This window comes from Streptomyces sp. NPDC002698, assembly GCF_042888945.1.
Taxonomy (GTDB): domain Bacteria; phylum Actinomycetota; class Actinomycetes; order Streptomycetales; family Streptomycetaceae; genus Streptomyces.
Genome location: NZ_JBIAQM010000016.1, coordinates 149346 through 163989 on the forward strand (window position 1 = coordinate 149346; position 14644 = coordinate 163989).

The 14644-nt window shown below is 71.9% G+C and carries 12 protein-coding genes; 7 read left to right on the forward strand and 5 right to left on the reverse strand.

Translation table 11 applies throughout. From position 1 onward, the window contains the following. The first annotated feature begins 218 nt into the window (after positions 1–218). Positions 219–1703 carry a sensor histidine kinase gene (locus ACFYW9_RS23235; protein ID WP_389153482.1) on the forward strand — a complete coding sequence of 495 codons (1485 nt, stop codon included), beginning with the start codon at positions 219–221 and terminating at the stop codon, positions 1701–1703. Further along, positions 1700–2395 (forward strand): response regulator transcription factor, encoded by a 696-nt coding sequence (locus tag ACFYW9_RS23240; protein ID WP_326783388.1) that lies wholly within the window; start codon positions 1700–1702, stop codon positions 2393–2395. Before ACFYW9_RS23235 ends, ACFYW9_RS23240 begins: the two co-directional genes overlap by 4 nt. 428 nt (positions 2396–2823) lie before the next feature. On the opposite strand, the gene ACFYW9_RS23245 is transcribed toward ACFYW9_RS23240, so the two are convergent. From ACFYW9_RS23245 to ACFYW9_RS23260, 4 genes are all read right to left on the reverse strand, one after another. Continuing rightward, positions 2824–3966, reverse strand: coding sequence for a winged helix DNA-binding domain-containing protein (locus ACFYW9_RS23245; RefSeq protein ID WP_389153486.1), 1143 nt, complete (start codon positions 3964–3966; stop codon positions 2824–2826). A gap of 53 nt (positions 3967–4019) precedes the next feature. After that, complete coding sequence (locus tag ACFYW9_RS23250) at positions 4020–4454, reverse strand: hypothetical protein (RefSeq protein WP_389153489.1); 435 nt, start codon at positions 4452–4454, stop codon at positions 4020–4022. 7 nt (positions 4455–4461) lie between these two features. Next, complete coding sequence (locus ACFYW9_RS23255) at positions 4462–6690, reverse strand: hypothetical protein (RefSeq protein WP_389153492.1); 2229 nt, start codon at positions 6688–6690, stop codon at positions 4462–4464. 72 nt (positions 6691–6762) lie between these two features. Then, positions 6763–8220 (reverse strand): hypothetical protein, encoded by a 1458-nt coding sequence (locus ACFYW9_RS23260; RefSeq protein WP_389153495.1) that lies wholly within the window; start codon positions 8218–8220, stop codon positions 6763–6765. A 182-nt stretch (positions 8221–8402) separates the two neighbouring features. On the opposite strand from ACFYW9_RS23260, the gene ACFYW9_RS23265 reads away from it, so the two are divergent. From ACFYW9_RS23265 to ACFYW9_RS23285, 5 genes are all read left to right on the forward strand, one after another. Beyond that, the gene (locus ACFYW9_RS23265) at positions 8403–9161 is read left to right on the forward strand and encodes a hypothetical protein (protein ID WP_389153498.1); all 759 of its coding nucleotides are present in this window, start codon (positions 8403–8405) and stop codon (positions 9159–9161) included. 110 nt (positions 9162–9271) lie between these two features. Then, on the forward strand, positions 9272–10087 hold the full coding sequence (locus ACFYW9_RS23270; protein ID WP_389153501.1) for a DUF4239 domain-containing protein: 816 nt from the start codon (positions 9272–9274) through the stop codon (positions 10085–10087). A 249-nt stretch (positions 10088–10336) separates the two neighbouring features. Further along, complete coding sequence (locus tag ACFYW9_RS23275) at positions 10337–11539, forward strand: ATP-binding protein (RefSeq protein ID WP_389153504.1); 1203 nt, start codon at positions 10337–10339, stop codon at positions 11537–11539. Between the two features lie 142 nt (positions 11540–11681). After that, positions 11682–12599, forward strand: a complete 918-nt coding sequence (locus tag ACFYW9_RS23280; RefSeq protein WP_389153507.1) for an aminoglycoside phosphotransferase family protein — start codon at positions 11682–11684, stop codon at positions 12597–12599. 353 nt (positions 12600–12952) lie between these two features. After that, entirely contained in the window at positions 12953–13675 is a 723-nt protein-coding gene (locus ACFYW9_RS23285) for a VOC family protein (protein ID WP_389153510.1), read from the forward strand. Between the two features lie 42 nt (positions 13676–13717). Here the strand turns inward: ACFYW9_RS23285 and ACFYW9_RS23290 are convergent, their stop codons facing one another. Then, positions 13718–14626: an EamA family transporter gene (locus ACFYW9_RS23290; RefSeq protein WP_389153513.1), complete on the reverse strand. Its 909-nt coding sequence runs from the start codon at positions 14624–14626 to the stop codon at positions 13718–13720. Between the last annotated feature and the right edge of the window lie 18 nt (positions 14627–14644).

A 14644-nucleotide genomic window follows, 5' to 3' on the forward strand; every position in this document is an offset into this window, starting at 1 on the left:
TGTGTCCGTCCTTCATGGTCGATGAGCCGATGTCCTGTGCAAGTCCGGTGAACGTACGGGCGGAGGCGGCGGCGGCGCGTCGGCCGGGGCACCGACATACGGCCCTCCCCGCGGAGGACCCGGCGGCGGGGTCATCCTCGAGGAGTACTCCTGGCGGACAGGTGCGCCGGTCACGCAGGTGGACGTGGACCCGTGCCGCCGGGCCGCACAATGTGCGGATGAAGAAGGAGGACCCGCACGGGCGGCCGCACGACGCGTCGTGGTCAGGCACAGAGCGAGAACGGGCCGGCCCTGCGCGGGAACGGGTCACCGACCGGCGGGAGCGCACCGGTGACCGGTGGGAGCAGGCAGGCGACGTGCGGGAACGGACGGGCGACCGGCGGGCGCGGGCCGGCGACGTGCTGCGGCCCGGGACATGGTGGGCGCACCTCCGCGAGGCGATGCGGCCGGAGGGTGAGCCCGCCACGCTGTCCCGGCGGGCGGTACGCCTGGACGTGGTGCTGGCGGTCGTACTGACCGTCGTCGCGCTCGTCGTGGCGGCGCGCTACCCCGGGGACGGGCCGGTACGGATCAGTTCCCGGGCCGTGACCGCGAACCGGCCCGAGTTCCCGTACCCGGTACCGCCTCCGGCCCCGCCCCCCGGGGCCGTGTACCCGTCGGAGTCCCCCGCGCCCTGGGTCCTGGTGGTGCTCTCGGCGCTGCCGCTCGCGGCCCGGCGCAGGTATCCGCTGCTCGCGTTCGGGGTGGTCACCGCCGCGGCGCTGGCCATAGCGGATCGCGTCTCCTGGATCAATGTTCTGACCTGCAGCATCGGCGCCTACGGAGCTGTCGCGCACAGCCGCTACCGAGCACGGGCCATGGTCGCGCTGATCGTCGCCGCCGTGCTGGCGGGTGTCGCGTTCCGGGATGCGGACCCCATGCTTCCCGGCTGGTCCAGTCCCGCCGTAGTACTCCTGGTGGTCGGAGTGCTGGCGAGCCTCGTCCGGTTCGGGCGCCTGCGGCTGGAAGCGAGCCGCAAGCGGTTCACGGACCTTCAGCAGACTCAGGAGAAGGCCATGCGCCGGGCCGTCGAGGAGGAACGGGCCCGGATAGCCGCCGAGTTGCACGACGTCGTCACCCACAATGTGAGCGTGATGGTCATTCAGGCGGGCGCGGCGCGCAAGGTGATGGACGCAGCCCCGGAGCGGTCCAAGGAGGCACTGCTGGCGGTGGAGGCCGGGGGCCGCGCCGCCATGGCCGAACTCCGCCATGTGATGGGCCTGCTGGCGGGCCCGGACGCGAGCGCCGACACCCCCGCCGACGGCCTGGAACCGCAGCCCGGCCTCGGACAGCTCGACGCCCTCACCGAAAGGGTGCGGGCCGCCGGGACATCGGTGGACCTGACCGTCTCGCCGCCTCCCGGACCGCTGCCGCCCGGGGTGGAGCTCACGGCGTACCGCGTCGTCCAGGAGGCGCTCACCAACACCATCAAGCACGCGGCGGGCGCCCGCGCGACGGTGGAGATCGGCTTCTCCGGCCCCTGGCTGGAGATAGCGGTCACCGACACGGGAGCCGTCCGCGACTCGATCCCGGTGGACGGCAACGGCCGCGGGCTGATCGGGCTGCGCGAACGGCTCGCGGTCTACGGCGGCAGGCTCACCACCGGGCCCACGCTCACCGGCGGATACCGCGTCACGGCCCGGATCCCGTGGGAGGCGGTGTGAACGGGCCCGCTCTGCGCGCCGTCATCGCGGACGACCAGGCCCTGGTGCGTACCGGCTTCGGGATGATCCTCGCCGCCGACGGCATCGAGGTGACGGCCGAGGCGGCGGACGGCGCCGAAGCCGTCGACGCCGTCAGACGTACCCGGCCCGACGTCGTCCTCATGGACATCCGGATGCCGCGGATGGACGGCATCGAGGCCACCCGGCGCATTCTCGGCGGTGGCCCCGACGGCTCCGAGGACACCCGGGTCATCATCCTCACGACGTACGACCTCGACCACTACGTGTACGCGGCGCTCACCGCCGGAGCGAGCGGCTTCCTGCTCAAGGACGTCACCCCCGAGCACCTCGTGGCAGCCGTGCGCCTCGTACGCTCCGGCGACGCGCTGCTCGCCCCCACGATCACCCGTCGGCTGATCGAGCGCTTCGCGCACCGCCAGGAGTCCCCGCAGACCGGTCTCCACCGTGATCTGTCCGGGCTGACCCCACGCGAACTGGAGGTGCTCCGCCTGCTGGCGACCGGCCTCAGCAACGCCGAACTCGCGGACCGCCTGTTCCTCAGCCCGACCACGGTCAAGACGCACGTGGGCCGCATCCTGTCGAAGCTCGATCTGAGGGACCGGGTACAGGCCGTGGTCCTCGCCTACGAGAGCGGTCTGATCTCCCCACAAGGCCCGCCCGGCACCGGCTGACGTCCTACGGCCGGGGGCGGGGCGCTGGGGACCGGAGGCCGACGTCGGGAACGGGAAGCCGGGCCCGGGACCCGGCCGGGGACCTGACCGGGGACCAGGGCCATGGGACGCCTCGGCGGCTGGAGGCAGACCGGTCCGCTCGGTGCTCAGGTCGCCCGCCAGACCGTCATGTCCGCGGTCAGGAAGCTGGATTTTGGGTTCGCCAGCGCGGTCGACTTCACCTGGATGACGAGGAGCGCGATGTCTCCGCACACCGGTGGTCGGCAACTGGCGCCCGGCTCACGCGCTCACAGCCGGCCCGCAGAAGTTGAGCGACACCCGCCGCCTCGGAACCAGTCGGGCAACACCCGCCATCTCGGACCCGGTTGAGCAACGCCCCCCACCTCGGCCCCGGTTGAGCAACGCCCGCTCTCCCTCGGGGGACCGGTTCAGCATCCCTTGACCGTCCTGGTCTCGACTGCCGGGATTCCCTTGTCCCACCAGTGGTTGTAGCGGCGGTACGGGGCCGGGTCCCGGTCGGCGAGCAGCGCCGCCAGCTTCTCCGCCTCCTCGGTCAGTCCGCGCCAAGCCGCCTTGTCGAGCTTGCGGAACGTGGTGAGTTCCAGGCCCGCGTTCGTCGTGCGCCACACCCCGGCGACCTGGCCGTCGACGAGCAGGGTGGGCAGGATGTCGCCGTTGCGCCGGACGACGAGCGGCCGATGGTCCTGGGGCATGACCCGCCCGGGGAGGGCGTGGGCGAGCAGCGTGCTGTCCCACATCGGCAGCAGCCTCGGCGGCACGGGGGTGTCCTCCGCGGGCACGGTGGCTCCCGGCAGGTCGTACAGGGTGGCGCGGGCCGGTCCGGGAACCCGCACCACCTGGTCACCGAGCTCACTCAGCGCCTGGGTGATCACGGGGCGGCCCAGCAGGGTGAACCGCGCGAAGTCCTGGGCCGACGCCGGTCCGAACGCCCGGAGGTAGGAGAGCAGGAGCCGTCGTGCTCCCGCCGCCGCGTCCTGTGTCGCGGCCCCCGGGGCGACGGGCGAGGCGAGGTAGGTGTTCGGCAGCCTGAAGGACCACGGACCGCCGGTCGGCGCGTGATGGATCGGCGCGTACGTCCTCAAGGCCCACCACAAGTGGTGCGCGTGTTCGCCGAAGTGGGCGGTGAACTCCCCCTCCACGTCGGCTCCGGTGTGAGGGTGCGCCAGGAACTCGGCGAGCCGCGGGAGCAGCGCGTCGGCGTCGTCGTCGGCCAGTTCGGTCGAGGTGAAGCGGCGGTCGTACAGGCGCGACGCCCGCAGACTCCGGGCCATGGCGGCGTGGTACGGCGCGTAGTCGTCGGCGTGGACGGCGTGCAGGGTGACCCGCATGAGGGTCGCCTTCACGATCCTCCGCTCCGTGAACGCCGCGTCGAGGTCCTCGGGCACGAAGCCCTCCACGCGGTTCCACAGGGCCACGTACGGCGACGCGGGTGCCTGTGCCTGAACGGCGCAGACCTGGCGGACCGCCTCCGCCACGTCGAGGCGTCTGCGCTCCAGGAGGAGTTGACGGTCCAGGGTCGCCAGGGTGAGCTGCCGCGCGGTGAGGGTCACGCCCGGATTATCCCGGCCGGCACCGGCGGGCACCATCCGCACATCGTGAACCGCTACGCGACCCGGCAGTAGACGGCTTGGCCCTGGAGCCGGGCGCTTCTTACGAGAGCGGCCAGGTCACCCAGGATCACGGACGCGATGTCCGTGTCGATGACCTCGCCGTCCGCCGCGCGCCGGGCGGCCCACGAGACAGCGGCGTCTTCCAGCTCGGACCGCTCGGCCCCGGCGAGTGCCGCGAACAGCCGAGGGGAGAACGCGAAGACGACGCACCCGTCGTCGTCCTGGCCGGCGACGAGACGAGGCTCGCCTGCTTCGACGAGATCCTCGAAGCTGCCACCGGCAAGAAGGCACTCCCACTCGACCGCGGCTTCTTCGGGATCGAAGTTACCGAAGGAAAGCGACTCGAACGGGTGTCGCGGCCCGGTCTGAAGAACCAGAGCCGCCGCCACGTCGTCCGGAGCGGCGAAGAACTCGACGATGGTGCTCACCCGAACATCATGCCGAACCGCCCCCGAGCACACGTCGAGCGACAGCGCGGAGTTCCATGTCGTCGTGAATGATCTCGGTATGGCTGCCCGACCCCACGACGCGGCGATCCCCGTCGGCGAGCAGCCGGACACGATCGAGTTGGGCCGGGGTGAACGCCGCGGGGCCGATGGCGGCGAGGGCGTGGAGCGCGGCCAGCGCCGAGCGCAGATGCCCGCCGGGCACGACTGCCGTGAGGACCCGATCGACGAGGTCGGTGAGCGGGACACCGGCGGGCCGGTCGGTGCCCGGGTGTACGGCCACCAGCGCTCGCGCGGCCGCCGCTGCCGTGTCCGGTCGGTCCAGCATCGCCAGCAGGTGGGGAACGGTGGACCGCGCGTCGGGGCCGAGGAGGGCGGCGACCTCGGCCGCGCTGTTGGCCGCCTGGTGGGCCCAGGGACCGGAGGCCCAGGTCAGGCCCTCCAGGACCATGGGAAGCACGCTCTCCTGATCCCCGGTCAGTTCCCACACCGCTCCGGCCGCCGCCAGCCCCGCCCGGACCGCGGCGGCGCTCGTCCGGGTCTCCGCCGGCTCGGCCACCATGGCCGAGAGCTGGGGCAGCAGCGAGCGGGCCTGTCCGCCGAGCGAGACGGCCGCCCGGACCCACTGGTCGCGCGGTTCGCTCCGCTCGCCGAGCGCCGGTCCGAGGACGGTGACCAAGGCACTGGCGTCGCCCGTCAGCGCGTGGAGCGCGGTCGCGGACGCCACACGGCCCGGCCGGGGGCCTCCGGCTGCGGAGGACCGCAGTGCGGTGATCACGTGGGGGTCGAGCCGCGGGTCGGCGACGGCGGCGAGCGCCCCGCCGGCCGCGGAGGGGCGATGCGGCAGCGCGTCCAGCAATTCGGGTATCGCGGCGCGGGCGGAGTGCCCCCAACCGGCCAGCAGTCCCGTCAGGTAGACCGGCTCGTTCACGGCCGCGAGCCCGTCCGTCAGCAGCGACCCGCGCCTGCCCCCTCTCATGCCCGCGGCCGTCACCGCGGCCAGGCGCACGCGGACCGCGTCGAGCAACGGTGTGGTGCACGGCAGCGGCGCCGGGGGACGGCGCGTGGTCGTGCGCGCCCAGGCGGCTTCCAGGGCGAGTGGCCGCTGTGCCAGATGACGGGCGAGGAGATCCGACGCCTCGGGCGCGCCCAGCGACACCAGTACCGCCAGGGCGAAGTCGGCCACCTCGCTCGTCCCTTCGGCGAGGGCGACCAGTGCCGGAACCGCGCGCGGAGCGGGCTCGCCCCACTGGCTCACCGCCTCGAGAACGTCTCCGGCGGTGGCCGCGGTGTCCAAGAGGGGCAGCATCGCCGGCAGCAGCCGGCTCGGCGCGCTTCTGGAGCGCAGGGCGAGCGACTCGGCCGCCCAGGTCGCCTCGGCGACAGCCGGCCGGGGATCCACGTCGGCGCGCGTGGCCTCCACCGCACGTTCCAGCGCCGCGACGACGACCTCGATCGCCTCGTCCACGCTGCCGCGCTCGTACAGGCCGGCGGCCAGAGCCCACAACGGCGCCCGTTCCGAGATGCTGCCCGCGGTGTGCGGTCGCAGCGGCGCCAACGCCGCCACGACCGCCGCCAGTTCGCCGTCCCAGGGACGGCCCGTGTCCACGGCGGCCAGGAGCCCCGCCACGCGCACCGGCGAAGACTCCGACGCGTCCAGAGCGGCCGCGCACAGGTGTTCCGCCGCGGCCGGGTCGATCCGGACGCACGCGCTCACCACGTCGGCCCGCACCACCGGATCGGCTTCGGTCTCCCAGCGCCGACGCAACGCCTCGGAGGCGGCCGGGGCCGCCGCCTGCCCGCATCGGGCCACCGCCCATGCCCCCCACTGGCGAACTGCGGGAACGGCGTCGGACAGCAGAGGCACCATCAGCGGCAACTGCTCCACGACAGCCGCGCGCGCCGCGCCGGGCGTGCCCGGACCACGTTCGTCCGTACTCTCCGCGATGGCACCCAGCATGCCGAGCAACTCCGCACGACGCACGCCCGCAGCCGCGAGACGCGCCAGAAAGGGAACAGCCACCACTGTGGCCTCGTACACCGAACCCTGGTGCACGATGCTGCTCCACAGCTCCTGCTCGGCCTCCGCCACGATCTCCTGGTCCTCGCCGGTCAGCGCGCGCAGCAGACCGGGGACGTCATCGGCGGGGCCGTAGGCATGGTGCACCTTCGGCCAGGCAACCCGGTCGAGGTCCGCGAACACGTCGGCAAGATCCATGCGCCGGATCCTGTCAGACGGGTCTGACAACGCTGCACGCCCGCCCGATGTGCGACCGACGGCGCCGCGTCGTCACAGTCCTGCCCGGTCGAGGATCCGATGCATCACGGTCACCGGAAGCGACCGGTTCGCGGCGGCTCCAGCCGCGACGAACCGGTCTGCGGCCCCGAGCAGTTCGGTCAGCCGGGGGGCCGGAACAGCGGGGTTGGTCGCGGCCCGACGCCGTACGGCGTCGTTCTCGTCGGTGAGCAGAGCCTCGATCGTATCGGCCGGCAATCCGGGATGTGCCGCGGCGACCGCGCGGTCCTGGGCATCATCGGAGCGGGCCAGACGAGTGGCGGCATCGGCGGGGAAGTTCTTGTGGCCGAGCATGTCCCACCGGCTGTAGCTGGTCCACTTCTCGGCGATCCGCGCCAGCAGCCGGCCGGGGGCGTTCGGCTGTCGTTCGCATACGAAGAGTCGTACCGCGAAGCTCTCGTCGTCGGCGAGGATCCCGACGACGTCGTCCGGCAGGTCGGGGCGCAGCGCCAGGGTCTTGCGGAATATCTGGTGACGGCTTCGGGCGAACGCCATCCGATCCGCCGCGGACAGGTCCTCGGTCAGCAGCCAGCCGACGACGCTGCTGCTCCGGTCGTCGTAGTCCACCGGGATCGACTCGCGCAGCACCGGGTCGAGGCCGCGCCGGGCGGCGACAGCCGCGCGGACCTGGTTGTCCGGATCGCGGGCCAGGTCCGCGAGGTGCTCGGGCGGCAGGGTCGGGTTGGCCGCGACCCCCGCGCGCAGGTCAGGAGTCGCCAGGAACCGGTCGGTCAGACCGGTGTCCAGGTCGGCGACTTCGGCGACCTGCCGCAGCAGACCTTCGCTGCGCGAAGTCCCGTCCACCGCGGAGTCGATCTCGGCGACCAGGGCGCATGCCGCCTCGACGGGAAGCGGGCCGTCCAGGCGAAGCAGAAGCATCTGCCGGCCGAAGTGGCCGGTCACCCGTGACAGGAGTTCCTGGATCCGGCCGACCGGCGCCGAGGGCCATTCGGAGGCTGCGATCGCGGCCGTCCGCGCGTCCGGGTCATCGAGCATCCTGACCCGCAGATCCTCCGGCAGCCGGCAGTTGAAGGCCAGCGCGCGACGGACTTTCGGTTCCGGGTCGCACGTCAGCAGCTCGTAGACCTCGCGCGCCAGCGGGTCCGGGAGGAGGCGCCCGTGTACACCGACTGTCGTGAAGTACTCCGCCCCTTCGGCCAGTCGGCCCCGCACCCCCGGGTCGGCGTCGCCGGCGAGAGCGAGCTGAACCGCCGGCGGGAGATGCGGATGGGCGGCGAGATCCGATCGCACCGCCGCGTCAGGGTCGGTGGCGAGCACCGCCGCGGCTTCCGGGGGCAGGTCCCGGCGCCGGGCCAGACCGGACCGGTCGATGCTCGCGGCAGTCAGGCGGATCAGGACCTCCGGCGGTGCGGAGGGATTGCCGGCCAGGCCAGGCAGCAGCACGTCGAGGTCCGGTTGTGCGGCGACGGGAGGTTCGGTGGAAGAGGACACCGTGCCATCGTGCCAGGCCTGCCAGGCCTGCCGCTGAGGGTGCCGTGCCCCCTACAGGCGCCCTCGGGAACCCCGCAGACAGGACACCACACCACCCCTGACGGATCATCAGGGTCGGCTCAGGGTCGAGGCGGGGACGTCACGGATAGCCGTTGCCCGGTCACGGCCCGCACGCTGTGGTCATGTTGAACACGACTCCCGATGACCGCCGCCCGTCACTCGCCCGCCGCGCCGCGCTCGCGTTCGCCGGCGCCGCCGCCCTGACAGGGCTCGTGGGGGCGTACACGCCGAGCCTCGCGCACGCGGAACCGAGTTCCACCCCGCAGTACTCAAGCGACTTCAGCGACTGCCCCGCCCTTCCGGCCGGGTCCGACCCGGCCCGCTGGCGCTGCGAAGTCCACACAGCGGCACCCCTGTTGACCATAGGGAAGGTCGATGTGACTCTCGCGCCGATCATCATGACGCACGCCGAGGGGCGGATGCCCGACGGCACCCTGGGACAGGTATGGGGGGCGATGCACAGCACGTCCACCACCGTTCCCGGCGGGCTCACCGGCACCGCGGCGGGTGAGCGCGCACGGCAGCTTCGACTGGCGATCAAGCCGGAGTACGGTGGCCGCTCCGACTTCTACACCGGGCGGCTCAGCCTGCGCTTCCGGCTGTCGAGTCCGCTGCTGCCGCACGGATGCACCATCGGAGCGAGCGCGCCGGTCGATTTCCAGGTGAAGCGGTCGGGCCCCTCGAAGTGGGTGTCACAGGATCCACCGGTCATCGAGTTCTCGGCCTACGACGACACCTTCACCGCCCCCGCGGCCGAGCACTGCGGGCCCCTGACAAGGCCGCTCAACCGGCGACTGGGACTGCCCGCGCCGAGCGGAAATCTGATGACCTACGACGCGACCTACACGTTCCGGATGTACGACCAACTGCCCTCCGCGTAAGGGCGGCGGCCGGCCCCTCGCCCCGCCGGGCCACCGGGATCTCTCACTCGGTGGTGTGAACTGCCGGCCCCACCCGTAGCGGCTCATGAACACCGTGCGTTTGGGCAGTCGTGTCCCCCCTCGACTCCGCACATCTCTCGCTCTGGCTGCTCAACCACTTCAGCACGTCGACCCTGGCCGTCGTCATCGTCGGAGGAACCGTCCTCCTCGCTGTCGGCGGCAGTGTCCTGCTGCGCCGCCGGTATCCCTCGGTGGCCCGCGGTGAACACAACGAGATGGTCGGGGTGACCCTCGGCATGTTCGGCGCCATCTACGGGATCATCCTCGCCTTCGTCATCGTCACCCTCTGGACCCAACTGGAGGACACCCAGACCATCGTCGCTTCCGAGGCCACCGACGCGGCGCTCATCACCCGGGACGCCGCCGCGTTCCCGGAGCCGGTACGCGCACGTCTCGACGCCTCACTGAGCGGCTACGTCCACGCGGTCGTCGAGGACCAGTGGCCCCGGATGCGTGCGGGAGACCCCAGCTACGGGGCCACGGAATCCCATCTCCGAGACGCGTTCCGGGCACTCCAGGAGTACGACCCGAAGAGCCGGAGCGAGCAGGTCTTCTACGAGGCGGCCGTCACCCATCTCGACGACGTGGCCACCCAGCGCCGCGCCCGCATCACCATGGCACGCCAGGAACTCCCCCCGCTGCTGCAGGTGTTGGCCTTCGGCGGCGCACTCGTCCTCATCCCTCTCACGTTCCTCTACGGCATGCGCAAACTGAGGGTCCAGATCCTCTTCGTCGCCTCGGTCGCCGGGCTCGTCGGCTTCAGCCTGCTCCTGGTCTTCGTCCTGGACCGCCCGTTCGCCGGCGAACTCAGCGTCAGCCCCGCCCCGTACAGAGAAGGGGCCCTCGCCCAGTACTGGCCCCGGTGAGCCGAGGACGTGGGCAGAGTCCTGAGTCCTGAAAATAGAGGCCTCGGCGTCATCTGAAACGGTGTCGTCCGAGGCCTCGCCGGGACCGCCGACGCGATCCGACGACTCTCCGCACCCCTGGGGCCACCCACCAGCGCGCAGGTCCTCACCCGCCGACCTGAAGCCTCGCCAAAGGGCCTATCACCTGGTACTTTACGGATTTCCGCGTACTGTGACGAGCTCTGCCGGGCACCATCACAGGGGGTCTACATGAGTCGCGAAACCACGGGGGCCGACGCAGCCCTTCGGGTGCCGGAAGGACCGGAAGTCATTCGGAAGCGGCCGGGAATGTTCGTCGGCTCGGCCGGCGAACGCGGCCTGCGTCAAGTGGTGTTCGACGTCGTTGTGCGGGCGGTCAACGAGGCACTGGCCGGCCGGGGTGGGCGCATCGATGTCACCCTCACGGCCGACGGCGGTGTCCGGGTGACCGACGACGGGCCAGGCATCCCCGTGGAAGCCGCCGGTCACACCGGCGGTCCCGGACTCGAAGACCTGCTGACCCGCCTGCAGACCGGACCCCGCAGCCCCCGCGGCCGTCACAGCGTGGCCATGAGCGCCCTGGACACCGAACCAGCCGTGGCCAACGCCCTGTCGAGCCGCCTGACGGTCGAGGTGCGACGCGAGGGGGGCCACTGGGTCCAGGAGTACGTGCGCGGCGTCGCGGTCACCCCGCCCACAGCCGTAGGAACGACGACCGGAAGCGGGACCACCATCACCTTCTGGCCCGACGCCGAGATCTTCGAGACCACGCAACCCTCGTTCGCAGACCTGGCGAACCGCTTCAGGGAAGTGGCCGTCCTGAATAGGGGCTTGAGCCTGTCGCTGACAGACGAACGCAGCCGAGGCGAGGCCCGGTCCATCCGGTTCCGGTCTCCGGACCAGGCGCGGGACCTGATCGCCGGCCTCGACATGGAAACAGGGGCACGTGTGCACCCGGACGTCATCGCCTTCGAGGAGGAGGACTCCCGGATGGCGGGGACGGTGGAAGTGTCCCTGCGGTGGTACGACTCCCACGAGGAGACCGTCCGGAGTTTCGCCAACAGCCTGCGCACCTACGAGGGCGGCACACACGAAACGGGCCTCCGCGACGGGGTGACGGCCGCTGTCAACGAGTACGCCCGCAAGCACCTGCTGTTGACGGCCACCGATTCCCGGCTGAGCTTCGACCTGATCGGCGAGGGCCTGACGGCAGTCGTGTCGGTCACGTTGGACACCCCCGCGTTCTTCGGGGCCACGCGCACCCGTCTGGGCGGCGACGGCGACGCCGCACACCCTGGCGTCCAGGACACCGGCGCCGTGCACGCCTGCGTCCGGGACGTCGTCCGAGCACACCTCGGCACATGGCTGGAGCAGCACCCGGAGCAGGCCGCTGCCGTCATCGGCCGGATCGTCGAGAGAACCCGCCAGGGCTGAGTGGCAGCGAACACCGGCCGTCGGGAGAGCCCCGCCTGTCACGTTCGAGGTGCCGTCCCGTCGACGCCGTGGGCCCCGACACGGTCCGACAAGATCAGATCGGAACCCCTCGCGGCCTACGGCCCAACTACCGTTGTTCCCCATGACCATCACCGAGTCGGACATCACAGGGGACTTGATCCAGGACCTGCTGCGCGAGCAGTGCCCCGACCTGGCGGATCTCCCCCTGAAGCTCGGAGCACTCGGCTGGGACAATCAGGTGTGGCGGCTCGGCGACGACCTAGCCGTCCGCTTGCCCTGGGCCACACAGTCCGCGGACGCTCTGCTCCGCAAAGAGCACACCTGGGTGCCGCACCTCGCCCCGCACCTTCCGCTGCGGATTCCCGTCCCGCAACGCCTCGTTGAGCCCAGTGAGCGCTTCCCTCGGCCCTGGCTCGTCACCACCTGGGTGCCGGGCGAGCCCGCCGACCGCTCCCCCGCGACACGGCCCGCGGAGGCGGCCGACACCCTGGCCGCCTTCCTGACCGCCCTTCACCGACCCGCCCCCGACGGGGCACCGACGGGCCGAGACCGCGGGGGCCGACTCGCCGACACCGCCGAATACCTCACCAGGGCCCTCGCCTCGGCCACCGACCTGGGGCTGATTCACGACCCGGCCGCCGTCCGCGCGGTCTGGGAGGACGCGGCCGCCGCGCCCGACCGGACCGACCCGCGGCTCTGGCTCCACGGCGACCTGCATCCGGCCAACATCCTGACCACGAACGGCACCTTCTCCGGCGTGATCGACTTCGGCGACCTCTTCGCCGGCGACCCGGCCTTCGACCTCGCCGCCGCGTGGATCCTGCTGCCGGACGGCGCCGTCGACCGCTTCCACGAGGCCTACCGGCCGAGCCCGGACCCCGCGACCCTTCGCCGCGCCCGCGGCTGGGCGGTGCTGCGAGCTCTGAGCTGCCTCCGCATCGGGGACGCCGGCGTACACGGCCGCCGCGGAGGCAAGCCCAGTTGGGGCCCACCCGCCCGAGCTTCACTGCACCGCCTCACCGCATCAGCCGACCAGTGATCAAACCTCATGTGGGAACCGCCCCCTCCGCCTCCGAGCGTGAACCGCGGCGGACCTACGACGCTGCACCGCCGGGAGTGAGCCTCCCGGCCTGGTCGACCCGCAGGAAACCCTCCGGGGTGTCACACCGCTCCGGCCGGCTCGCTCCGACCAGGACATGCCGGGATCGGCTGCGCACGGGGCCGGGTTGCACCGGGTGGCTCCGGGGTGGGGGCGTACGTCCTGGCGAAGGCGATCAGGGCTCCCGCACGGCGAAAACTCGGATGCGGTTCCCGCGCATTCCTCCCTAGGCTGCACGCGCGCGGAAGGCACGGCATCGAATTGACCGTCAGTGGATCGGAGCTGCACAGGGTATGACCAGTCAATTGTTCGCGATCTGCTTCAATGCCACCCGGCCGTCGGACCTGGCGCGGTTCTGGTCCGGTGTCCTGGGCTGGGAACGGGCCGACGGCCCGAAGGACGACGTCGCGATCCTGCCCCGGGACACGGCCGGGTTCCGCATCCGTTTCCTGCCGAGCCAGGAACCGAGGACCGGCCGGAACCGGGCACACTTCGACCTGACGAGCGCCTCCCCGGAGGACCAACGGGAGACGGTCGCCAGGGCCCTGGAACTCGGCGGCGAGCACATCGACGTGGGCCAGCTCCCGGAAGAGGGACATGTGGTGCTCGCCGATCCGGACGGCAACGAGTTCTGCGTCATCGAGGCGGGCAACAAGTTCCTCGCCGACACCGGAGTCATCGGAGCGCTCGCCTGCGACGGTACGCAGGAGGTCGGCTACTTCTGGAGCAAGGCGCTGGGGTGGCCGCTGGTCTGGGACCAGGACCAGGAGACCGCGATCCAGTCGCCGAACGGCGGTACGAAGATCACCTGGGGCGGTCCCCCGGTGGCACCGAAGACGGGAACGAACAGGCTGTATCTGGAGCTGGCACTCCCCGCCGACGCCGACCGGGAGGCCGAGGTGGACCGCCTGGTCTCGCTCGGCGCGACGCGTACGTCCACCGGCGAGGACCGCGGCGACCGCGTCCTGCTGCTCGACCCCGACGGCAACGAGTTCTCCGTACAGAAGCATCCATAGCGGCCCGGCCCCCAGCGTCCGCACACGCCTGCCCCGCGAAGATCACTCGTTACGGACACTCGCCGGATGTCCGCGGTGGACTGTCCGACCGGTGTCGCGCCGGCCCGCGCGCCCGGGCCGGCCGAGGACGACTCCGGCCAGGACCAGGACCAGGCCGCCCAGTTGCTGAAGGGTCAGCACCTCCTTCGCGACCACGGTGCCGAGCAGTACGCCGGTCACGGGATTGAGCAGTCCGATCAGTCCGACGGTCCCGGTGGGCAGATGCCGCAGCCCGGTGAACCAGGCGGCGAAGGCCAGCGCGGTGGCGATCAGGGTGACGAAGCCGAACGCGAGGAGCGTCTGCCCGGAGAGCGCGGGCGGGCGGCCTTCCACGGCCGCGGCGACCGGAAGCAGGAACAGACCTCCGGCGGTGAGCTGCCAGGCGGTCGAGGCGAGCACGTCGGCACCGGCGTTCCACCGTTTGGCCAGGATGTACCCGAAGGACGACACCAGCATCGCGGCGGCCGAGGCGAGGATTCCCGGGACGCTCACCGTCCCCGCTCCGGAGAGCAGCATGAGGCAGACCCCGCCGAGTCCGATCGCGGCGCCGGCCAGATGGGCGGGACGGGGCCGCTCGGACACCAGGGGCCAGGCGATGAGCATCATCGTCAGCGGCGCCACCGCCATCACGGTCGAGGCCACGCTCGTCGGAAGCAGCTGGGAAGCGGCGTAGACGAGAACGAAGAACACGCTCATGTTGAGCAGCCCGAGCACCGCGGACCGCCACCACCACGCGCCGCGCGGCAGCTGTCTGCACAGGGCGAGCAGGACAAGGCCCGCGGGCAGTGCCCGCAGGGCGGCCCCGTAGAGCGGCCGGTCGGCCGGCAGGAACTCGTGGGTCACGAAGTAGTTGGTGCCCCAGGCCACCGGCGCGACCCCGGTCAGGGCCACCCAGCGCAAATTAGCTTCCATGGAAGCTACTATAGCTTC